This window comes from Pontibacter rugosus, assembly GCF_042678745.1.
Classification (GTDB): Bacteria; Bacteroidota; Bacteroidia; order Cytophagales; family Hymenobacteraceae; genus Pontibacter; species Pontibacter rugosus.
The window spans coordinates 1-23540 of the sequence record NZ_JBHTLD010000054.1 but is presented as its reverse complement, the minus strand read 5'-3'; the positions used below and the strand labels follow the sequence as shown (position 1 = coordinate 23540).

Below are 23540 nucleotides of genomic sequence, written 5' to 3'. Positions count from 1 at the left end.
TCTAGTAAAAGATTAGGTACTATAACTATGGCAAGATGTGATAGTGTTTGATGGAGGTAGCTATAGTATAAGGATGCTGAACATTTGTTTAATCTTACATACATCTTTTCCTATCGCATGAAAAACTTTTTACTCCCGCTTAAATTGCTGGGTTTGTTGGTCTGCCTGTGTTTTTCCACGGCAACCTTTGCGCAGCAAATCTTCATTAACGAAATACATTACGACAACGAAAGTACCGATGTCAACGAAGCCATAGAGATTCTTGGACCCAGTGGCACCGATTTGTCTGGCTGGAGTGTTGTGCTGTATAACGGCAACGACGGTTCGCCCTACGACACTCGCAGCTTATCAGGCCTGATCCCCGGCGATTCTTTGTATGGCTTCGTAGTTGTGACTTATCCCAGCAACGGCATACAAAATGGTGCTCCTGACGGAGTGGCCTTGGTGAACGCTTCTAACGAAGTGGTGCAGTTTCTTAGCTACGAAGGTGCGTTTACAGCAACTGCTGGCCCTGCTAGTGGATTGACCAGCCAGGATATTGGCGTTAGCGAGAGCGGTTCAACGCCAGCTAACTTCTCACTACAGCTGGCAGGTACTGATGCCGGCAACGGTTATGCAGACTTTACCTGGCAAGCAGAGGCAGCAAACACCTTCGGAGCTGTAAACGCTGGCCAAATACTATTATCTGGCGGTGGAAACCCTACACCAGACCCGGAACCACAACCAGAGCCATCTTCTACCATTGTGTTTATCAACGAACTACATTACGACAATGCCGGAGCAGACACTGACGAAGGCGTGGAGGTGGCAGGTTTGGCTGGTACTAACCTGGAGGGCTGGCAGTTAATCGGCTATAACGGCAGCAATGGCAGCAGCTATACAACAGTTAATCTTACTGGCAGCCTGCCGAATCAACAGGCTGGTTTCGGCACTTTATTCTTTCCGATTGCCGGGCTGCAAAACGGTTCGCCGGACGGTATAGCTTTAATTAATCCTGCTGGTGAGGTAGTTCAGTTCCTGAGCTATGAAGGTGTTTTTGCTGCTGTCGGCGGTCCAGCTGATGGCTTGATGAGTAAAGACATTGGCGTAGCTGAAGCCAGTGACTCTCCTGTAGGTTATTCTCTACAGCTGACAGGGGCAGGATCATCGTATGAGGCCTTTGCATGGACAGCGAGCAGCGCCTCGAACTATGGCCAGGTAAACACGAACCAAACTTTCCTGCCGCTGCAGGATGTGGTCTTTATCAATGAAATACACTACGATAACGAAGGAACTGATACTGCTGAAGGCGTAGAGGTAGCCGGAAATGCAGGTGCAGATTTGAGCGGCTGGCAATTGGTGGCTTATAACGGAAACGGTGGAGCAGCTTATGCTACTGTAAACCTTAGCGGTAGCATTCCAAACCAGGATTATGGCTACGGAGCTGTATTTTTCCCTATCAACGGATTACAGAATGGTGCTCCAGACGGTATTGCACTGGTAAACCCAGACGGTGAAGTAGTACAGTTCCTAAGCTACGAAGGCACGATGACAGCTACTGCTGGCCCTGCCGCTGGCCTGGAAAGCGAAGACATAGGCGTAACAGAGGGAAGCGCAACACCTGTGAATTACTCTTTGCAGTTGACGGGCACAGGTACTGCTTACACTGATTTTGTCTGGAGCGGCCCTATCGCCAGTACCTATAATGCTATTAATACAGGGCAGAGCTTCGGAGGCAGCAACCCAGGGCCAGACCCGGAGGAACCGCAGGAGGGAAGTATAGCTGAAGCCAGAACGTTGCCTGTAGGCACAGTTGTTACAGTAAGTGGTGTGCTAACAGCCACTGACCAGTTTGGAGGACCGGCTTATTTACAGGACTCTACCGCTGGCATCGCCGTATTCGACCCGCAGGTACATGGTGAAGGTGCTTTTGCCATTGGCGACTCCATTCAAATTACAGCCACTATAGAGCTGTTTAATCAGATGCCTGAACTGGTTAACATAACTGCTATCGAAAGCTTTGGCCCGGCAACCACGCCAGTAGTGCCAATAGTAGCAAGTATAGCCGAGCTTCGCCAACTGGAAGGAATGCTGGTAACTATACCGAACGCTACTTTTGTAGATACCCAAGGACTGCTGTTCCCGGAAAGCAACTACCAAATTACGGACGGCACAGGTACAGTTGACCTGCGTATTGATGCAGATGTAGAGAGCCTGGTCGGACGTTTAAAACCGCAGGAGCCGGTAAGTATAACAGGCATTGTCAGCAGCTTTAGAGGCAGTCTGCAACTCCTGCCACGCTTTAGGGAAGATCTGCTTGGAACAGAGGTATATGAGCCAGTAGGAAGCGACATTGCCATTTCTAAAACGCTGGATGTGATGACCTGGAACATGGAGTTCTTTGGAGCCACACAGCCTGATTTCGGCCCGAACAATGAGCTGCTGCAGTTGCAGAACGCGGCTGCACTGCTAGATAGCGTGCATGCCGACATCATTACTGTGCAGGAGATATCAGACGAAAACCAGCTACAGCAGTTAGTGGAAATGCTACCGGGGTATGCCCGCGTCTGCTCTGATCGCTATTCCTACTCATTCAACGGACCCGACCCGAGCTTTCCGGCACAAAAGCTATGCTTCCTGTATAACACCGAAGTTATCTCTGTTGTAAACGAGCGCGTAATTTTCGAGGAGCTTTACGATGCCGCCCGCACTGGCCAGTCTGCCTTGCTGAACAATTACCCCACTGGTGATGCTTCGTCCTTCTGGTCGAGTGGCAGGTTGCCTTACATGCTGACAGTAGATGCGACCATAGAAGGTGTAAAGCAGCGTATTCAGCTAATTAACGTGCACTCTAAATCAGGTTCCAGCAATGCAGATCTTACCCGACGAGCCTATGATGTGCAGGCGCTGAAGGATACACTAGATCAGTATTACCCAAATGCCAACCTCATCCTGCTCGGAGATTATAATGATGATGTAGATGAATCCATTGGCAGGGGAGAAACTGTTTACCAGCTTTTTGTGCAGGATAGTGCCTATCAGGTTGTATCGCTGTCGTTAAGTGAGGCCGGTTTGCGCTCTTTTATCACACAAGATAATGTGATCGACCATATCACGATCAGCGATGAGCTTTTTGATGAATATATAGAAGGGTCAGAACGATTGGTGATTCCGTTCTCTTACATTCAGAACTATGTAAACACCACTTCTGACCACTTGCCTGTGCTCACACGATTTGAGTTTGCAGAGCCAGTGATGGTAGACGCAGGCAAAAACCAGACAGTATACTATGGTTATCCGCCGCAGGCTTGTGCCACTTTAACAGCCAGCACAGCCACTGGTGGAACAGGAGCATACACCTATACATGGAGCAACGGCCAGACCGGACAAAGCATACAGGTTTGCCCCAAAGAAACCACGACCTACACAGTGACAGTTACTGACAGCAATGGCAACACAGCTACAGATACAGTACAGGTTTGTGTAGTAGACGTAAGTTGCAAACCAATAGCTGGTATCCCAATGGTAGAGCTTTGCTACAGCACACCTGGGCGCTTTAAGAGCAGAGAGCGTAGTCTGTGTGTGCCGATCCAGTTGGTAGAGCGCTACCTGCAGTTAGGCGCTACGCTTGGCACTTGTGAGGAGCAAAACGCCTGCGGCAACGAATCCGAAGAGCCAGCGCAGCCTGAGGTACCAGCCGTGGTGATGAAGGTATATCCTAACCCTGTTACTGACTATGCCCAGATTACCTTGGAAGGTGTAGCAGATGGCCTGGTGCAGGTGGTGGTGTATGATAACTACAGCAACATTGTTTATGACAGACCAGCTCGCCTACGTGATGGCAGCTTTAGACTTGACTTGCGCGATAAACGCCTGAAGTCTGGATTATACTTCCTGAAAGTTGTAAGCCAGGAGGGTAGCCATACCGTAAGACTTCTGAAAGAATAATACGTAATTTATACTTTAAACAGAAAAGCCCGGTACTACCGGGCTTTTCTGTTTTATGATGTTAGATGTGCTTGCTACTGTAATTTGGTTCTGGTATAAATCAAATCTTTAAGGTATCTATCGGAGAAATGAGTTCATGCCGAGAAGCTCATACTAGGTGCTAAATAAGTTTTGTTTCCTTTGATGTGAGCGTTACCTGTACGAATAATTTAACTACCTGCCTGCTTCCTCTCCACCAGCTTTTCAGCCCTGAACAAACCATCTGCCGCCTGCAGTATTTTTGCCTTTAGCTTCGGGTTGTAGTTTGGATGTGCAGCCAGAAAGTCCCGCACTACCTTTGCCGCCTCCGGTGATTGGTAAGAGTCAAAAGTAGCGCTGAGCCAATTGAAGGGAAAGAAAATATCTCCTGTTTGCTGTATCTCTTCCAGCAGTTCCAGGCTCTGGGGTAGATACTTTTCAGAAGTCCGTGCCCGCAGCGGGTGGTGCAGGTAGCCTAAGGCTGAGCCAACCCAAGATTCTTTCTCCCGGTTCTCCGCTTCGGCCAGCGAGGCAAAAAAGGCATCGCGCACCTGCACGTCGGCAGACAAAGCCGGCATCAGGAACTCCAGGCGCTTTTTGCGGTCAGGGTTCTGAATGCGGGTAAGTTGCTGTTGTAGAATGTTATCTGCTTTATAATCCCGTACAGCCAGGGCCAGTGCCAGCGAAGTATAATCATCCTCATTAAGCTTAACACCTGCCGGCGCTTTTTTATCTTTCCAGATAGCATACAGCTTATCCTGCGCCTGTTGCGACAAGGTTATACTTTGGAAAGTTTTGAACAGCAGCTTCTTGACGTTCGCAGATTTCTGTTGCTGCATAGATTGCCATATGCTTTGCTCTAGCTGCGTGGCATAAGCCTGACGCTGTGCCGGTGTAAGCAGCTGCCAGTAGATCTCGCTAAGCTGACCCGTCATGAGCTTTATGTTCAGTTCCTCCTGCTCCTGCGTTAAGCCATTTTGGTAAAAAGAAAGCAGCTGCATAGGAGTGATTTCTCGGCCATTCAGCATGTTCTCAAAAAGGTTAATGTAGGCAGAGGCACGTTGCACCGGATTCTCTAACTTATACAGTTGCTGTAGCATGGCCTGCTCCACTGGAAACACGCCATACCCTTGCCCGGACGAGTTAAAAAGTATAAACTGCGGTTTTTCTTTTCCAGCGGCCTCATCAAGTATGACTTCACTTTGGGTCATATCCACTGTCAGTTCCTCTATGCGGTTTGGGTACACCAAAGCAATTTCAAAGAACTGTGGCCATACTCTGGAAGAGCCGTCTTCGCCGCGCTGCTTTATACGTAGCGATTCGATTTTGCCACCTGCTGATTGCATGTCATAGCTGAAAACGGGGCGGCCCGGCTCGTTTACCCATACCTGATTCCATTGCTGCAGGTCAGCCGAAGTGCGGGCATCGAGAATCTGAATCAGGTCGGGCCAAGTAGCGTTCTGGTAGGCATACTTCTTCAGGTACTCCTGCAGGCCCTGCTTAAACGCTTCTTCGCCCATCAGGCGCTCTAACTGGCGCATCATGATAGGTGCTTTGTGGTAGATAATGCTGCCGTAAAGCGAGCCGGCATTGTTCAGGTTGTCCAGTGGCTGGCGAATGGGATTGGCTCCGGTGGTGCGGTCTATACTATACGCTGCCGGAAAGTGATCTACCAAAAACTTCATGTCGAAGTTAGAGTCCTCCAGCGCTACCTGTGTGATCTTATCTGCCATAAAGTTGGCAAACACCTCTTTCATCCACACATCATTAAACCACTGCATCGTTACCAAATCACCGAACCACATGTGGGCTGTTTCATGGGCGATGAGGTTAGAACGAGATATCTTCTGATCTTTTGTGGCTCCCTCATCCAGAAACAAGCTGGATGCCTTATACTGGATTGCACCTACGTGCTCCATGCCGCCGTACTGAAAATCAGGTATGGCTACGAAATCAAACTTCTGAAAAGGGTAGGGTATCTTGGTGTAATCCTCCAAAAATGTAAGCGCATCACGGTGGATATTAAAGATCGGGTCCAGGCTTTCTTCTAATTTGGAAGCATCTGTTTCGCGGTGATAGAAGTGCATGGTGGTACCGCTCATATCGCGCTGCACGTGTTTGAACTTACCTGCTGCAAAAGAGAAGAGGTAGGTTGGTATGGTATCGGAAGTAGCGAAAGTATAGGTCTTAACCTGCCCGTTTACCGTTGAGTCTTGTAGTGTACCATTTGCCAGTGCATTCCACTCTTTCGGTAAGGTTAGTGTCAGCTTGAACGTAGCTTTTAAGTTAGGCTGGTCGAATACAGGCATGACAGTGCGGGCACGGTCGGGCACCAGCAAAGTATAGAGGTAATCTGCATTGCGGTTCAGCGATAGGTCACCGGCTATAAACTCAACCTTTACCTCATTCTGCCCTTTCTTCAGGTGTGCTGCCGGAAGTATAATATGCTCCTCCTCGATACGCGCCTCCACCGGCTTGCCATTCACCCATACTTGCTTCAAGTGGTCTGGCTGCTCTTTAAAATCCAGTTGCAGGGGCTTCGAGTTGTCTGCCAGGTGGAATGTTATGGTTTCTGATGCTTGTATCGGCTGTTGCTTTTGCTCTGGTATAGTGAGGTTGATGTCGTAGGCTATCTGGCTCAGCACCTGTTTGCGGTAGGTTGCCAGTTCTTCGGAGACACCAGCCTCAACAGGTATAGTGCTAGTAGAATTTGCTGCTGGCTTGCTGCACGAGGCTATTCCGCCTGCGTTAATAAGCGCTATACTTGCTATCAGTAAGTTTCTTTGCTTCTTGTTCATATAACTCAAATATACTTAATCCCAACGAAAGGAAGTATGGCTATACTTTCTGCCGCTGCTTCTCAGAATAATTTGTTTTCTTTAGGTGATGGGGGATGCTTGAAGACATGAATGCAGTATACTTACGCCAGTTACAAACTGGCCTCATGTGTACTCACCAGTTACCGCTTCGCTCAAACTGGCGGTATGAGCTGTGAGATCAAATTATGAAATAGTCTAAAATCTAACATCTAGATACTAATATCTACTAAATGAATTACAAAGTTGTAGTAGCCTCTAAAAATCCTGTTAAAGTAAATGCCGCGCTCGACGGGCTAAAGCGGATGTTTCCGGAAGATGAGTTTGATGCAGCGCCTGTCAATGTGCCTTCTGGCGTAGCCGACCAACCTATGACCGAGCAGGAGACGCTGCAGGGAGCTTTAAACCGGGTGAACAGTGCCTATGAGCAGTACCCTGATGCTGATTATTGGATTGGCATTGAAGGCGGCATTGAGAATTTTAACGGAGAACTAGCGGCTTTTGCCTGGGTAGTAGTGCAGGATAAAGAGCAGCTAGGCAAGGCCCGCTCAGGTACCTTCTTTTTGCCAAAGGCGGTGCAGGAGCTGGTAGAGCAGGGGCTGGAGTTAGGTGAGGCAGACGATAAAGTGTTCGGCCATACCAACTCAAAGCAGAAAGGTGGCGCTATTGGTTTGCTGACTGATAATGCCGTGGATAGGCGCGAACTCTATGAGCAGGCGGTGGTGCTGGCGCTGGTTCCGTTCAAGAATAAAGCTTACTATCTGAACCCGCAGCAGCAGAGGCAAGTATAAACCTGTTATGCCCACAGAAGCGATACAAAAGTTACCTTTCCAGCTGTGCCCGCTTGGCGATACGGCCATTGTGCTGCAGTTCGGAGACACGATAGACAGCAAGACGCACGCCAGCATTCGAGCCTTTGCAGACATACTGGAGCATAAACCATTCAGGGGTTTAGTGGAATACGTGCCAGCTTTTACGAACCTCACTATTTACTATGACCCTTGGGTGATGAGCCAGGAGGGGAAAAAAGATGCCTATGGCGAAGTAGTGCAGGTGCTGCAGCAGTTGCTCCTGAACCTGGAGGTAAAAGAAACGCCTGCTGTGCGTGTGGTTGAGCTGCCAGTGCTGTATGGCGGCGACTATGGCCCTGATTTAGAAGAAGTAGCTGCCCACTGCAAACTCACTGCAGAAGAGATTATTCACATCCACAGCGCTCAGGAATACCTGGTGCATATGATTGGCTTTGCCCCAGGCTTCCCATACTTAGGGGGCATGGACAAGCGTATAGCCACACCTCGAAAAGCCTCACCACGGCCATATATACCAGCGGGTAGTGTTGGCGTAGCAGGCGAGCAGACAGGGGTGTATCCGATTAGCACACCCGGTGGCTGGCAGCTTATCGGGCAAACGCCGCTCGCACTCTTTGATGCGTCCAGAAAAGTGCCAAGCCTGCTACAAGCTGGCGATAAAGTAAAGTTTGTACCTATTTCTGAGGAAGAGTTTAAAACGAGAAAGGAGGCGCAGACATGAGTATGTATGTTCTAAAACCAGGGCTGCTAACTACGGTTCAGGATATTGGCCGCTACGGCTACCAAAAGCTTGGTGTAGTAGTGGGCGGAGCGATGGATAAACTGGCGCTCAGGATGATAAACATATTGATAGGCAATGATGAAGACGCAGCCGTTTTAGAGCTAACGCAGCAAGGGCCGGAGATCAGGTTTGATGCAGAAGCTTTGATTGCGCTTGGTGGTGCAGATTTGTCAGCAAGTATAGATGAGGAACCTGTAAGACTGTGGCGGCCGGTGCTGGTAAAAGCAGGTAGTATTTTGCGTTTTGGAAAGCCTTTACTAGGTAACTATGGGTACCTGGCTGTGGCTGGAGGTGTAGCTGTTCCTAAGGTAATGCAGAGTCGTGCCACCTACCTGCGGGCAGGTATCGGTGGTTTACAGGGAAGAGCCTTGAAATCTGGCGATGAACTGCAGGTTGGCGAGTACAACGAAACAAACAGAGCTATTTTAAGTGAACTGCTGCTACATAACTCCAACGCTGCGTTTACAGAAGCCAGTTGGTCACCAGACCCGGAACTTCTGCCAGATTATGAAGAAAGTCCTGTGCTGCGAGCTATGCGTGGAACGGAATATGACTTGTTCTCAGAAAACAGCCAGGGCTACATCTGGAAAGATAAATTCAATGTAACGGTGCATTCTGATAGGATGGGCTTTCGTTTGCAAGGCACTGTGCTAGCCCTTGAGCAGGAAGCAGAGCTACTGTCTACAGCCGTTAATTATGGTGCTGTGCAGGTTCCTGCAGGAGGAAACCCGATCATTCTGATGGCCGATGCGCAGACCACTGGTGGCTATCCACGCATCGCGCAAATCATCTCAGCCGACCTGCCGAAGTTGGCGCAGGTGCAGCCAAATAAAGCAATCCGCTTTACAGAAGTTAGCCTGGAGGAGGCACAGCTGTTATATTTTAAGCAAGAGCAAGATATCAAAGCCTTAAAACAGGCCATTCATTTTAAGCAACAGCAAGCATGAGTACTTATACCGTAGATCTGAACTGCGACATGGGTGAGAGCTTCGGTGCCTGGAACATGGGCAACGATGGGGAGCTGTTACAGTACATCAGCTCATCTAACATTGCCTGTGGGCTACATGCCGGAGACCCTGCCACCATGAAGAAAACAGTGCGGCAAGCGCTCAAGCATAACGTAGCAATCGGTGCGCATCCAGGCCTGCCCGACCTCTCAGGCTTTGGACGCCGCGAAATGGCTGTGTCCGGTGAGGAAGTATATGACATGGTGGTTTACCAGTTGGGAGCCTTATCTGCTTTCGCCAAGTCAGAAGGGGCAAAACTACATCACCTGAAGCCACACGGCGCCATGTATAACATGGCTGCTACCAATCCTTCGCTTGCTGAAGCCATTGCCGAGGCCATCTATAAAGTAGCGCCGGAGCTTATACTTTATGGCTTGGCTGGCAGCGAAATGATCCGAGCAGGAGCTAAGATAGGAATTAGAACTGCTAACGAAGTTTTTGCCGACAGAACATACCAGCAGGACGGCACCCTTACGCCGCGCCGAAGCCCCAATGCACTTATCACCGATCAGAATGAAGCGGTGCAACAGGTGGTGCGTATGGTAAAAGAAAGCAAAGTGCAGTCGCAGCAGGGCAAGGAGGTAACTATACAGGCAGATACCATCTGCATACATGGTGATGGTGCGCACGCCCTCGACTTTGCCCGAAAGATTAAGGAGGTGTTTACAACAGAAGGCATACAGGTTAAAGCACTCTAATAACCTATGGAAAAGCAAAAGAGAAATTGGAGTGTATTACTCGGTGCTGCTTTTCTGATGGCTACTTCTGCAGTCGGCCCCGGATTTCTGACGCAGACAACTGTTTTTACGCAGCAGCTCATGGCCAGCTTCGGCTTTGTGATACTACTCTCCATCATACTTGATATTGGCGTGCAGCTGAACGTGTGGCGGGTAATAGCGGTATCTGAGCGGCGGGCGCAGGACATTGCCAACCTGGTGCTGCCGGGGCTGGGTGTGCTGCTTTCCATACTTATCGTGCTGGGCGGACTGGCCTTTAACATCGGTAATGTGGGAGGCGCTGGCTTAGGCTTTAACGTGCTGTTGGGGATATCTGCAGAAGCCGGAGCCATGATTGCCGCTGCTATGGCTATCGCTGTTTTTCTGGTGCGCGAGGCAGGTAAAGTAATGGATAGGTTCGCGCAGGTGATGGGCTTCCTGATGATTCTGCTGATTATGTTTGTGGCTTTTACCTCGGCACCTCCAGTTGGAGAGGCTCTCTCTAAATCTTTTTTGCCTGATGAAGTGGATGTGATTGCCATTATCACGCTTGTGGGCGGTACTGTAGGCGGCTACATTACTTTTGCCGGAGGGCATAGGTTGTTAGATGCGGGCATTAAGGGAGAAAAGTCTTTATCTGAAGTAAACACAAGTGCTGTTTCTGGTATTACAATAGCTTCCATTATCCGCATATTTCTCTTTCTGGCCGCGCTTGGCGTGGTGAGCAAAGGGCTCATCTTAGATCCTGCCAATCCACCAGCCTCAGTTTTTCAACAGGCTGCAGGACCTATCGGGTACAAGCTATTTGGGTTGGTGATGCTTTCTGCGGCTATCACCTCTGTTATTGGCTCAGCTTATACTTCTGTTTCTTTTCTGAAATCGTTCAGTCCTAAAATACAGCAACATGAGAACTGGGTAATTATCGGATTTATACTTATTTCAACAGCTATTTTCGTTACTATCGGTCAGCCTGTGCGCCTGCTTATACTTGCTGGTGCGCTCAACGGCCTTATTCTGCCGCTTTCGCTGGGCACAATGCTTTATGCTGCCTATAAACCAGCTATAGTAGGAGATTACCGCCATCCGATCATACTTACCATATTTGGGGTTTTAGTTGTGCTGGTGATGGCTTACCTTGGTGGCTATACGTTACTGCAGCAGCTACCGAAGCTTTTCACTTAAAGTTGGTACTAAGATGCAAGACTTTTTGTTGAATGGGGCTCATCATTAGAGGTGCAATAGCTGAGACAGCCGCGCAATTAATTCATCCTGATACGCAAGCAGAATTTGTATTTCCGTATGTGGTAGCATGCAAGATGAAATGAACACTGCCAGCTTCCGCTTTCACGGAGCCTTACAAGACTTTTTGAAGAAGCGCGAGAGGGATCAAACAATCTCTTATACTTTCAAAGGTGCTCCGGCAGTAAAAGATGCGATTGAAGCCATGGGGGTGCCGCACCCGGAGGTAGATGTGATTTTATTGAATAAGAAACCAGCAACCTTGCAGCAGGCAATAAGTGCAGGCGACGAGGTAGATGTTTTTCCTGTAGATGCAAAGTATAACTGGCCTGTAGGCTATTCCTTCTCTAAAAATCATCCTGCACCAAAGCGGTTTATACTTGATGTGCATTTGGGTACGCTGGCTAAAAGCATGCGCATGTTAGGTGTAAAAACTTATTATCAAACAGATTTATCTGATAACACCATTGCTCAACTGGCACAGGAGCAACAGCTAGTGGTGCTGACGCGGGATATCGGGCTGCTGAAGCAGAAGGTAATCACCTGGGGGTACTGGCTGCGCTCGCAGCACACGCAGGAGCAACTGGAGGAGGTAATTAGGCGCTTCGATCTATGGGACAGTTTCAGCCCATTTAGGCTTTGCCTGGAGTGTAATACACCTGTACTTGCGGTAGATAAGGAATGTATAATGGAGCAGTTGCCACCCAAAACCCGGCTATACTTTAATGAGTTCTATCAGTGCCCCTCCTGCAAGCGCGTGTACTGGAAAGGCTCTCACTATGATCGCATGCAAGGCTTCATAGCACAGCTAATCAAAAACAGAAATGGTTAAGCAATGCTACACCAGAGAAACAAATTGTACCTTCGGGCGGTATTAGCAGCTGACATAACATTATGATGGAAAGTTTAGAATCTTTTCTGCAGGAAATCGGTCCTGTATATGCGGCTTTGCTCGCAACAATTTTTACGTGGCTGGTAACGGCGCTTGGCGCAAGTATGGTTTTCTTCTTTAAAGAGCTTAACCGTACCTGGCAGGATATTATGCTTGGCTTTACGGGAGGCGTGATGCTGGCCGCCAGTTTCTGGTCGCTTTTGGCACCGGCTATTGAATATTCTGAACAGCTGTACCCTACAATGATCTGGATGCCTGCCGCAGTTGGTTTCCTGGCTGGTTCCCTGTTTATCTTCGGCCTTGATAAGCTGGCGCCACACCTGCACATCAATTTTGAAGAAAGCGAGAAAGAAGGCGTAAAAACCACCTGGCATCGCACCACACTTCTTATACTTGCTATTACCATACACAACATACCCGAAGGACTGGCAGTAGGCGTACTTTTCGGAGCTGCTGCAAACGGTATGGATAACGTAAGTATCACAGCTGCTATAACGCTGGCTTTTGGTATTGGTCTGCAAAACTTTCCAGAGGGCTTTGCCGTGGCCATGCCTTTGCGCCGCATGAATGTCAGCCGCTTTAAAAGCTTCTGGTACGGTCAGCTGTCGGCTATTGTAGAGCCTGTTGCTGGCGTTTTAGGGGCTATAGCCGTTGTCTATATTGAGCCTGCATTACCTTTTGCACTAGCCTTTGCAGCCGGTGCCATGATTTATGTAGTGGTGGAGGAGGTTATACCTGAAACGCAGCGCGATAAAAACACCGATGTAGCCGTGCTCGGGCTGATCGCTGGTTTCGTGGTGATGATGATCCTGGATGTCGGGCTTGGATAAGCAGCCAGTTTATACTAGGTTTTTGCTTGCAAAGTTTAAAATTCAGACTGACTCAAAGTAACCGAAGCCTTACAAAGAATACTTTTTATAAGTCAAAGTTACGCTCTGAGAAGGTGCACTTTCGTTCTGCAGCCTATCCAGTGTAGTGACAACATACGTATACTTGCCTTCTTCCAGAGGTGCCACATCCAGGTAGCGGGTGGTGTTGCTGAATACTTTGGCAACAATGCGCGCTGGGTTGTTTAGCTCAGCGTGAAAAGGCTCCCAATACTGCTTATTCCAGATGGGCGTGTCGCAGAATCGGTCTTTTTCCAGGCGATAAATAAGGTAGTATCTAGCATCTGCCACAGGCTGCCATTGTAGGTATACACCTTTTGTTGTTTGCTGTGCCCGCACGATGGTAGTAGGGGGTAAAGGCTTTGCTTGCTTCCAGTTCATCAGCGGGACTAAAGCTGGATAACAGTAATAAGATCGAAGCGAGTCCTGCATGTGGTTCGTATTTTTCAAAACTGATTTAGAGCTGAAATAGACACTTCCTCCTACGGCGGGCAAAGAGCGGTTCAGGCGCAGTTGCCGCGGTATTTCGTTTGAGTCTTGCCAAGCGGCATTGGCATCGGTACCAACTTTGTACGCACTGTGGCCTATGTACAAGTGGCGGTTAAAGGAGTTCAGAGACCACCATTCCACAATTGTTTTATAGTCAGCAGCCTTATGGCCGATGTGCCAGTATACCTGCGGTACTAAGTAATCTATCCATCCTAACTGCATCCATTTACGGGTGTCGGCATAGAGGGTGGAATAGGTAGGCGCACCAGCACGGGTGGCAGAACCAGCCGGATCTTCAGCTTTATTCTTCCAGACACCAAATGGACTGATGCCGAACTTCACGTAAGGCTTTACGGCATTTATACTATCTGAAATTCCCTTAATGAGCAGATCTACATTATTTCGACGCCAGTCGTTCTTGTTGCGGAAGCCGTTATTGTAGCGGGTAAAGGTGCTGTCGTCAGCGAAAGCGGTGTTGGCAACAGGATAGGGATAGAAATAGTCATCAAAATGCACCCCGTCAATGTCATATCGCCTCACCACATCCATAATAACTGATGTAATGTAGGTACGCACCTCTGGTATACCTGGGTTAAAAAGCAATTTGCCATCATACTTGATAAACCATTCCGGTTTGCGCCTGGTGATGTGGTCAGGTGCTGTGATGGCTTTGGCATCGAAGGTTGCCCTATAAGGGTTAAACCAGGCGTGGAACTCCATACCGTGCTGATGGCTCTGAGTCAGCATAAAGTCCAGCGGGTCGTAGGGAGAGCTCAGTTCTTTGCCTTGCTTGCCGGTTAGCCACTCCGACCACGGTTCCAGTTGGCTGCGGTATAAAGCATCAGCAGCTGGTCGTATCTGCACAATAACTGCATTCATGCCATTTTTCTGATGATCATCAAGTATAGCCGTAAATGCTTTCTGTTGCGCCTCTGTCGAAAGCCCTTTTTGTGCAGGCCAGTCTATGTTGGCTACGCTAGCAATCCATACCGCCCTGAACTCGCGCTTGGGAGATGGAGTTTGAGCCAGTACGGCAAAGTTAAGCAGCAATAAAAACAGGCTATAAAAAGCACGCTGCTTTTTTAAAAGGATAAGCATAAGAGGCAGGTAGCGCAAGTGTATGGGTGTACTTTAGGGTATTGGCAGCAAGCATGTTGCTTACAAAGTTTAAAGATAGGAAGCAGGAGCGGTCTGCAAAAGCCCGAAACTAAAATCAGGTGTTATTTATGTTTCTACTATCTCCTGTTCTACTAGTGTTATGCGACGCTTTTGCCGTAAAGTTTTGCTGAATAACCTTAAATTGCATCAAAACCTGTTAGAGCTAACCAATCAGCACTTTGAGAAATAGACCTTACTTTTTGCTTATCCTCTTTGCCCTGTACCTCTTTGGGCCAATGCAAGCTTTTTCACAGAAGCACAAACCTAAGACTGGCCGTAGCAGCACCGAAAAAGCGGCAGCCCGTGTTTTCAACCCGGCCACCGACCCTCCTTTTCTGAATGCGAAGCAGGCGTGGGTGGACTCGGTGTTCAACAAGCTCAGCCCGGAGGAGCGCATCGCCCAGCTGATCATGATCCCGGTGTACTCGAACAAGAACCAGGCGCACGTGGATTCCATCAGCGCCCTGGTCAGGAAGTATAAAGTGGGCGGTTTGATCTTTTTCCAGGGCGGGCCGGTGCGGCAGGCACACATGACCAACCGCTACCAGAAGGAAAGCAAGGTGCCGCTGATGGTGAGCATAGACGCCGAGTGGGGCCTTGCCATGCGCCTGGACAGCACCACCAAGTTTCCGTACCAGATGGCCCTGGGAGGCATCGAGGACGAGCAGCTGATCTACGAGATGGGTGCCGAGATCGCCCGCCAGTGCCGCCGCCTGGGGGTGCACGTGAACTTCGCCCCGGTAGTAGATGTAAATAACAACGCCAACAACCCAGTTATCGGCTTCCGCTCCTTCGGGGAGGACAAGTATAACGTGACCCGCAAGGCCATGGCGTACATGCGCGGCATGCAGGACAACAAGGTGCTGGCCAACGCCAAGCACTTCCCGGGCCACGGCGACACCAACGTCGACTCGCACGTGGGGCTTCCTATCATCAACTTCTCCAAGCTCCGTCTTGACTCCGTGGAGCTCTACCCGTTCCGCCAGCTGATGAAGAACGGCCTGGGCAGCCTGATGGTGGCCCACATGAACATCCCGGTGCTCGATAACACTCCGAACCTGGCCTCCACGCTCTCCAAGCCGATCGTGACCGACCTGCTCAAGAAGGAGATGAACTACCAGGGGCTGGTGTTCACGGATGCGCTCAACATGCAGGGTGTGGCCAAGTTCTACCCGCCGGGCGTGGTGGACGTGAAGGCGCTGCTCGCCGGAAACGACGTGATGCTGAACACCATGGACGTGGGCACCACCATTGCAGAAGTGAAAAAGGCCATTGCCAACGGAGATATCACACAGGCTGAAATAGATCTGAGAGTGCGTAAAGTGCTCGCTGCCAAGCAGTGGCTGGGGCTGGACAAGTGGCAGCCGATCGAAACCGAAAACCTGATCGCGGACCTCAACAACCCGCATGCTGAGTACCTGAACCAGCAGCTGGTGGAGGCTTCGCTCACACTGCTGCGCAACAAACAAAACATACTGCCGCTACAGCGCATGGATACTTTAAAGGTAGCGGCTCTGGCAATAGGTACGAAAGAAGAAACTGCTTTTCAGCGCGGCCTTGCCCGCTACATGCAGGTAGACACCTTCTTCCTGACACCAAACTCAAGTATAGCTGAATTACAAGCGCTGAAAGAAAAGCTACAGCAGTACAATGTAATAGTAGCAGGAGTACATAAGCTTAACCTAAAGGCAGGTAGCAGCAACTTTGGCATCACTGCTGAAATGAACCTGTTCCTGAAGGACTTGATACGTTCTAAGCCTACCATTGTAGGTGTGTTTGGCAATGTCTACAGTTTAGCTCACCTAGAAGATCTAGCGAAAGCCGATGCTGTTATCGCGGCCTACCAGGAAACACCGCTGACACAGGATATAGCTTCTCAATTGATTTTCGGAGGTATTGGTGCGAAAGGGAAATTACCTGTTACTGTATCAAATGCCTTCAAAATAGGAGATGGCCTAAAAACACAAGGAGGCTTACGTTTGGCTTATGCCCAACCAGAGGCAGTAGGAATAAAAGCTGTTGATTTAGCCGGTATTGACTCGCTGGTGGCGCAGGCGATGGCGCAAGGTGCTACTCCCGGGGCTCAAGTACTCGTAGCGAAAGATGGAAAGGTGTTTTACCACAAAGCCTTCGGTAACCACACGTATGAGGAACAGCATCCGGTGCAGCTCACCGACCTGTACGACCTGGCCTCGGTGACCAAGATCAGCACCTCGCTGGCCGCCTTTATGAGACTGGCGGGGGAGGGGCGCTTTGACGTGGACCGCACGCTGGGCGAGTACCTGCCCCTGATGCAGGGCTCCAACAAGGCAAACCTGAAGTACCGCGACATCCTCACGCACCAGGCGCGGCTGCAGGCATGGATCCCGTTCTGGAAAGAGACGGTGAAGAAGAACGGCAAATTTAAGTGGGCCACCTTCAAAGCAGATTCTTCGCGCCGTTTCCCCATCAGGGTGGCAGACAACCTCTACATCCACCGCAGGTACGCCGGTAAGATCTATGATCAGATAAAGGAGTCACCGCTCAACGAGAAGCCGGGCTACGTGTACAGCGACCTCTCGTTCATACTCGCCCCGCTGGTGGTGCAGAACATCACCGGGCAGGACTTCGAGACCTACCTGAAGCAGAACATTTACAAGCCAATCGGCGCCAGCACCCTTACCTTTAATCCTTACAAGCAGTATGCTGCAGACCGCATTGTGCCGACGGAGGTGGACTCGCTTTTCAGGAGACAGCTGCTGCACGGCACGGTGCACGACGAGGGGGCGGCCATGCTGGGCGGGGTGAGCGGGCATGCCGGTTTGTTCGGAACTGCCAACGATGTGGCAAAACTGATGCAGCTATACTTAAATGACGGCAAGTATGCGGGCGAAACTTACATAGGCGGTAACACGGTTAGTGAATTCAGCAAGTGCCAGTTCTGCGGGCAGGGCAACCACCGCGCCCTCGGCTTCGACCGCCCGTCCAAGCCGGGTGCGCCGGACGGCAACGCCGCTCCAAGTGCACCAGCTGAAAGCTTCGGCCACTCCGGCTTCACGGGCACCTACACCTGGGTGGACCCGGTGAACGGGCTGGTGTATGTGTTCCTATCAAACAGAGTTTATCCAACCCGCGAAAACCCTAAATTAAGCCAGCTAAATACCCGCACCAATGTGCTGCAGGTGGTGTACGAGGCACTGGAGAAGAGCAGGAAAGTGCAGCCGTAAGCAGTAGCCAAAGCCATTGGATTAGAAAAGGGGAACACCATACTCACCTCCTGCTTATCAAAAAGCAACTACTGCATCAAAGTGTATCATTCTATACTTTGATGCAGTAGTTGCTTTTATCTAGGTAAGTATACTGCTAAGAGTTAGTTCTTGATAACTTGAATAATTCGGGGGGAACCTTGATTCATACTCCAAACCAATTTGCCATTATACCGGACTTCTTCACAAATCATGCTGCTGTTCTTGGTGTTAAACAGGCAGTCAACTGTATCTACATCTGTGGCAGAAAATTCAATCAGCGTGCGTGACGTATTGTTTTTTATATAATCGCTGGGGAATAGCTGTAGTATTCTTTTACCTGATCCATCCTGATTTATAATAATCATCTCAGGAGAATAAAGCTTGCCTTTAGAAATTATTTCCTTTTGGCTTTCATTTATGAAGTAAACAGAAATGTTTTTCTCATTTAGCTGCTGCTGCTGTAGCCAGTCTTCTCCGTCTTCGGTTCTATACTGCAGATCTATGCTGGTGTCCACAACTACACAGCACTCAGTAGTCTTTTCACAAGAAATGAACAAGAGTGGGAGCAATAAAAGATAAAGTTGTTTCATGTTTTTTGGAATGGATTAGGGGGTGTAATTTGTTGATTGTTCAACTCTTATGAAGAGTTAATTGAATATATGTATACGTGCAAATATAGTTTAATCTAATTTTCCTTCTGGCAGGATCTTGTTGATGGATGGCCCCTTCTCCCACACTTCGCAGAAGCTTAACTTCCGCGTGTAGGGAGAATCTAATTCTGCCATGCTTCTTTAAGTTTGATCTTACTTAGAGAGCACTTTACCTTGAGATTTTGCAGCCGCTAATAATGGCAAAGTAAACAGAAAAGGCTGCCCATAGGAGCAGCCTTTTCTGTTTTAAAAGCTGTAGCATATAATTATTTATCCCACCAGACTTTTCCGTACAAGCCGTCAGTTCCACCAAACTGGCGCTGAAGCGCAGCATTGTAGCTGCCGGCATTATTGGCTGCCTCCAGGGCAGGATACATCAATCTATTTGGGACTGCTTTGCCATCTGGTGTAACTAAATCATCAGGATAGCCGGTACGTCTCCACTCTGCCCATGCTTCATAGCCATGCATAAAAAGGTGTACCCATCGCTGTGTAGCTATTTTCTCAATAGCGTTCGCAGGGTCGTAAGCAACAGCAGGCTGCGCAAGTAACTCCGCCGCACCTTCCGGGCTTCCTGTCCATTGTAGTACCGACTGCTCCACTGCTTTGTTATAATAAGCTTCCGCTTCTGCATCACCACCTGGGATCCAGCCGCGTTTAGCAGCTTCGGCCATGGCAAAAAGGGTTTGCGCGTAGGTAACCAGGTAAACAGGTGCATTCTGCGCATAGATAGCCTCACCTAGCAAAGAATAATCGTCTGTGTTCATGTTTCTGGTTTCGCCGAAATTCAGACCGCGGTACACACCTCCTTTTCTGGATGGTTGCCCAAACACCTCAAGCCTTGGGTCGTTAAGAGGGTTGGTTTTCTCTACCACTGTCTCTGTTAAAGCCCACCATTCGTGATTTTCAATTACCCACTGGTTATACCAATAATTTTGGTTTATTGGGTTCGACAAGTGCCTAAATACGAGGTTATCATTATTTGATGACATAATACCGGCTGCCAGAGCTTTGTTAAATTCTTCTTTGCCCTTGTCAGGATTAACCTCTGATAAGCGCAGCGCCATCAGAAGGCGTACAGTATTGCCCAGCTTATGCCACTTGGTCATGTCTCCGCCATAAATGATGTCGTTGCTGATGCTACCGGACACAATTTGTTTGTCTGCTTCATCCAGTAACATAAACAGGCTGTTGTAAATGCTCTCCTGTGAGTCGTAGGCGGGTGTGATATTGCTTCTTCCCTGTAAAGCCTCCGAAAAAGGCACGTCACCCCAGCGGTCTGTAATATTCCAGACATAGTAAGCTTTCAATATCTTGGCAACAGCCAGTTGGTTAGCTACTGGGCCATCGTACACATCAAGGTTTTCTGCATTATCCAGCACAGACTGCAGGTTCATTAAAGGCCCTTGGTAAAGCCAGTAAAAACTGGAGCCGCCTTCAGGGTAGAGAGATGCCGTTACATACTGTGTTTCTGCTAGATATTGTGCAAGAAACTCACCGGTAGGAGAAGAACTTAATTCTGGCAGTGAAAGAGCTGCATTCGCAATAAGTTGGGTGCCGGATGCCTGAGTAGGTAAGTTCGGATTCACGTTCATGTCCTCTAGGTCCTCACAACTCCATAGTGCGAAACTCGCTAGTAAGGCTATATATATCTTTTTCATGTGATGCTGATTAAAAGGTGATGTTTAGGTTGATACCGTAAGAGCGTACCGTGTTAAGCTGGCCTGATTCATACCAACTAACGCTTTGGGCACCAGCAGAAAGCTCGGAAGGATCTAGTCCTTTTGGCGCTTTTTGCCAGATCATGGCTGGATTACGAGCAATGAGTGCAATATTCACGCGTTCCAGCGGCAAGTTGCCTAAGATGGATTTATCCAGGGTATAACCTAAGCGTACTTCCCGCAGCTTTACATAAGAAGCATCATAAACCCAGTCTTCGTAAATTCTTCTGGCTGTGGTGCCATAGTAGGTTTGAGGGTTCACATATACCACAGCCTCTTGCCCGCTTACGTCTACATCTTCACCATTTACTTTGATGATCGTGCCTGGGGCATATATACCTTCCACTCTCACACCGCCGCCGTCACTTACCGCATCGCGCACGTTAAATCCTTTATCGTTTGTGGCAACAGTCAGAGGATCAAGACCTGTTCTAACAGCCAACATTTTAGAACGACTGAAGAACTGGCCTCCCACCTGAAAGTCAACCATGGCGGCTGCATCGAATTTCCAGATTTTAAACGTGTTTTGAAAACCGCCATTTACATCAGGCAGCACACTTCCAAAATTATGAGTGGCAGTAGTATAAAGCGGAACTCCGTTAGCACCTAGCAACATTTTACCGGTAGCTTCATCTCGTTGGTAGGCCTGGCCAACCAGGCTGCCGAACTGCTCCCCCTGAAAAGCATACAGGTAACTTGAGGTGCTGGAGTAGGTAGTAGACCCAAGTAAATAAGCATCAATGCCAGGAGCCAGTTTTATGATTTTGTTTCTGTTTCTGTTCACGTTGAACAGCACATCCCAGGAAAATGCTTCCGATACTACAGGGCTTCCTGTTAAGGCAAGCTCGATTCCCTTGTTTTCTATCAAACCAGCATTGATGAACATCGATGAATAACCGCTTGCCCCTGAGATAGGAAGCGTAAAGGTCTGGTCTTTGTTTCTCTGCTGGTAAAAGGTAAGGTCTAGGCCCAGCCTGTTTTGAAAAAACTTTAGATCTATACCTGCCTCATAAGAGCGTGCAAAAGCAGGCTTAATTTGAGGATTGTTGAGGCTGTTTGGCACCGTCAGCGTATTCACTGCAACGTTTTCATCCTGATAAATCGGGCCTGGCTCAAAATTATAAGTGGTTTTGTAAGGTTCAACATCAGAGCCGGCCTCTGCATAACTCAACCTGATTTTACCAAAAGACAGCGGTCCCCAATTTAGCAGTTCGCTAAACACAAAGCTGCCTGAAACAGAAGAGTACCAATAAGGGTCGGGCAGGGTAGAGGAGGCGTCTCTTCTGATAGAGGCATCTACAAAATAGGTGTCCCGGAAACCAACTGAAACCATAGCATAACCGCTTCTAATCTGTTTCTCCATTAAGTAGGAAGGAAAGTCTTCTCTGCCGCTGGTTGGTCTGCCAATAGAGGCTGCAATATTGTAATATCCCGGAACAGAAAGACCGCCAGCAGTAGCCTGTGAGGTATAAGTATACTTTCTGTCGTAGAGGTTAGCGCCCAGGTTGGCGTTTAATGAGAATGCGTCCCACTGTTTGTCATACTGAGCTAAAAACTCGTAGTTGGTTTCGTTATTCTGGTACTTGGCTAAAGAGTAACCAGGCAAGTCGGTGCCGCCAAGGGCTGTACGGGCTTCAATGTTCTGCGTAAACATGTCAGAGCGTATGAATCCGCTTAGTTTCAGGTTATTCAATACATTGTATGTTAATCCAACATCACCGAAGAAGCGGTCTCTGCTATCGTTGCTGTAGCTTTCGTATGCGTCAAAATAGGGGTTGTTCCAGTACAGCGGTTTAAAGTTGGTAACCTCACCAGTTGTGGAGCTGGGTGTTCTTAGGTTCCAATGCAGAAAAGTGCCGTCGGCATACTGATAGTCTTTCAGGCGGTTCATATCTATGTTCCGCTGAAACCACTGCCCCAGATAGCGAGAGCCGTCTTCTGAGCCCTGTGCCGGGCGCTGGCCGTTGTTGCGGGCATAATTTATATTGGCGGAAGCTGTAACTTTAGGTGATAAATTTACACCCAGGGCCACACCCACGTTGTTTCTTCTGAGCCAGGTGTTTGGTTCCACGCCTTCAATCCGGGTATCATTAAAACTGATGCGGTAGTTTGTTTTTTGGCTGCCCCCTGATACGCTGACGCCATTATTCAGAGTAGTGCCTGTCTCATAATAGTCTTTGATGTTATCAGGATGCGCTACAAAAGGTGTTGTCTGCCCATAATTAGGGTCCTGAGGATAAAAACTGAAGACCTGACGAACCAAAGTGCCATCCATTTTCGGGCCCCAGCTTTCATCTACGTTTATCTGCACGTATTTCTCGCCGTTGGGGAGCGTTCTCCAGGTTTGGCTGGAGCCACCGCCGTACATGTTTTGGTAAGGCATGATGTTACCGACTCTTTCAACGGAGAAGGCCGAGCTTAATTGAACCGTGACTTTATCTGCGCCTACTGCTCCTTTTTTGGTGGTGATCATAATAACGCCATTCTGGCCGCGGATGCCATACAGAGCCGAAGCTGCAGGACCTTTTAATACATTGATCGAGGCGACATCTTCCGGGTTGATGTCCTGCCCCAGGTTACCGTAGTCAACGCCGTCGCTTGCTGCAAAATTTGCATTAGAAATGGGTGTGCCATCTACAACAAGCAAAGGCTGCCCCGAACCGGTAACAGAGTTGATGCCACGGATTTTGATTTTTTGTGTACCTCCCATACTTGCGCCAGACGAGCCTGTTACCTGCACACCGGCTACTTTTCCGGCTAAAGATCCTAGTACATTCTGCTCCTTGGTAAAGGTAAGGTCTTCCCCGTTTACCTGCTGCGTCGCATAGCCAAGAGAGCGCTCGCTGCGCTCTATACCGAGTGCCGTTACCACAACCTCACTCAGTTGCTGATTATCGGTGCTTAACTGTACATTGATTTGGCGCTGAGCACCTACCCGCACCTCTTTTGTTTGGTACCCCAGAAAGCGAAACAGTAGGATGGCATCTTCACTTGGCACATTGATTTGAAAAGTGCCATCAGCGCCTGAGGCTGCGCCTGTTGTTGTGCCTTTCACAATCACGCTGACACCCGGTAGGGGATAGCCTCCTTCGGCGCCTGTTACTTTGCCACTCACGCTTATCTGCTGTGCAAAGGCAGTGCCGCAGCAACAGATAAGCAGTAGCCAAAGAAAGGAATAGTAGATTTTTTTCATAAGTGTTTAG

General features: G+C 48.9%; 14 protein-coding genes. 9 read left to right on the top strand and 5 right to left on the bottom strand.

The genetic code is table 11. The features are described 5' to 3' along the window. The first annotated feature begins 117 nt into the window (after window positions 1-117). Window positions 118-3927, top strand: a complete 3810-nt coding sequence (locus ACFQ2O_RS08090; protein WP_377525408.1) for an endonuclease/exonuclease/phosphatase family protein — start codon at window positions 118-120, stop codon at window positions 3925-3927. A gap of 209 nt (window positions 3928-4136) precedes the next feature. On the opposite strand, the gene ACFQ2O_RS08085 is transcribed toward ACFQ2O_RS08090, so the two are convergent. After that, entirely contained in the window at window positions 4137-6743 is a 2607-nt protein-coding gene (locus ACFQ2O_RS08085) for a M1 family metallopeptidase (RefSeq protein ID WP_377525404.1), read from the bottom strand. Window positions 6744-6994: 251 nt separating this feature from the next. On the opposite strand from ACFQ2O_RS08085, the gene yjjX reads away from it, so the two are divergent. The 7 genes from yjjX (at window position 6995) to ACFQ2O_RS08050 (ending at window position 13035) form a co-directional block, all read left to right on the top strand. Next, window positions 6995-7552 (top strand): inosine/xanthosine triphosphatase, encoded by a 558-nt coding sequence (gene yjjX / locus ACFQ2O_RS08080; protein ID WP_377525400.1) that lies wholly within the window; start codon window positions 6995-6997, stop codon window positions 7550-7552. Between the two features lie 7 nt (window positions 7553-7559). Then, entirely contained in the window at window positions 7560-8291 is a 732-nt protein-coding gene (gene pxpB, locus ACFQ2O_RS08075; protein ID WP_377525397.1) for a 5-oxoprolinase subunit PxpB, read from the top strand. Then, window positions 8288-9298: a 5-oxoprolinase subunit C family protein gene (locus tag ACFQ2O_RS08070; RefSeq protein ID WP_377525394.1), complete on the top strand. Its 1011-nt coding sequence runs from the start codon at window positions 8288-8290 to the stop codon at window positions 9296-9298. Before pxpB ends, ACFQ2O_RS08070 begins: the two co-directional genes overlap by 4 nt. Further along, on the top strand, window positions 9295-10056 hold the full coding sequence (pxpA, locus tag ACFQ2O_RS08065; RefSeq protein WP_377525391.1) for a 5-oxoprolinase subunit PxpA: 762 nt from the start codon (window positions 9295-9297) through the stop codon (window positions 10054-10056). The genes ACFQ2O_RS08070 and pxpA overlap by 4 nt, the downstream gene beginning before the upstream one ends. A 6-nt stretch (window positions 10057-10062) precedes the next feature. Further along, on the top strand, window positions 10063-11256 hold the full coding sequence (locus tag ACFQ2O_RS08060) for an NRAMP family divalent metal transporter (RefSeq protein WP_377525388.1): 1194 nt from the start codon (window positions 10063-10065) through the stop codon (window positions 11254-11256). 127 nt (window positions 11257-11383) lie between these two features. After that, window positions 11384-12145, top strand: coding sequence for a Mut7-C RNAse domain-containing protein (locus ACFQ2O_RS08055; protein WP_377525385.1), 762 nt, complete (start codon window positions 11384-11386; stop codon window positions 12143-12145). A gap of 62 nt (window positions 12146-12207) precedes the next feature. Then, complete coding sequence (locus ACFQ2O_RS08050) at window positions 12208-13035, top strand: ZIP family metal transporter (RefSeq protein ID WP_377525381.1); 828 nt, start codon at window positions 12208-12210, stop codon at window positions 13033-13035. Window positions 13036-13104: 69 nt separating this feature from the next. On the opposite strand, the gene ACFQ2O_RS08045 is transcribed toward ACFQ2O_RS08050, so the two are convergent. Then, on the bottom strand, window positions 13105-14679 hold the full coding sequence (locus tag ACFQ2O_RS08045; RefSeq protein ID WP_377525378.1) for a glycoside hydrolase family 10 protein: 1575 nt from the start codon (window positions 14677-14679) through the stop codon (window positions 13105-13107). A 296-nt stretch (window positions 14680-14975) separates the two neighbouring features. Between ACFQ2O_RS08045 and ACFQ2O_RS08040 the strand changes: the two genes are divergently transcribed. Then, the gene (locus ACFQ2O_RS08040) at window positions 14976-17945 is read left to right on the top strand and encodes a glycoside hydrolase family 3 N-terminal domain-containing protein (RefSeq protein ID WP_377525411.1); all 2970 of its coding nucleotides are present in this window, start codon (window positions 14976-14978) and stop codon (window positions 17943-17945) included. A 143-nt stretch (window positions 17946-18088) separates the two neighbouring features. Here the strand turns inward: ACFQ2O_RS08040 and ACFQ2O_RS08035 are convergent, their stop codons facing one another. From ACFQ2O_RS08035 to ACFQ2O_RS08025, 3 genes are all read right to left on the bottom strand, one after another. Further along, window positions 18089-18556 carry a hypothetical protein gene (locus ACFQ2O_RS08035; protein WP_377525374.1) on the bottom strand — a complete coding sequence of 156 codons (468 nt, stop codon included), beginning with the start codon at window positions 18554-18556 and terminating at the stop codon, window positions 18089-18091. Between the two features lie 326 nt (window positions 18557-18882). Next, on the bottom strand, window positions 18883-20277 hold the full coding sequence (locus ACFQ2O_RS08030; RefSeq protein WP_377525370.1) for a SusD/RagB family nutrient-binding outer membrane lipoprotein: 1395 nt from the start codon (window positions 20275-20277) through the stop codon (window positions 18883-18885). Window positions 20278-20287: 10 nt separating this feature from the next. Beyond that, window positions 20288-23530: a SusC/RagA family TonB-linked outer membrane protein gene (locus ACFQ2O_RS08025; protein ID WP_377525365.1), complete on the bottom strand. Its 3243-nt coding sequence runs from the start codon at window positions 23528-23530 to the stop codon at window positions 20288-20290. Window positions 23531-23540 lie beyond the last annotated feature (10 nt).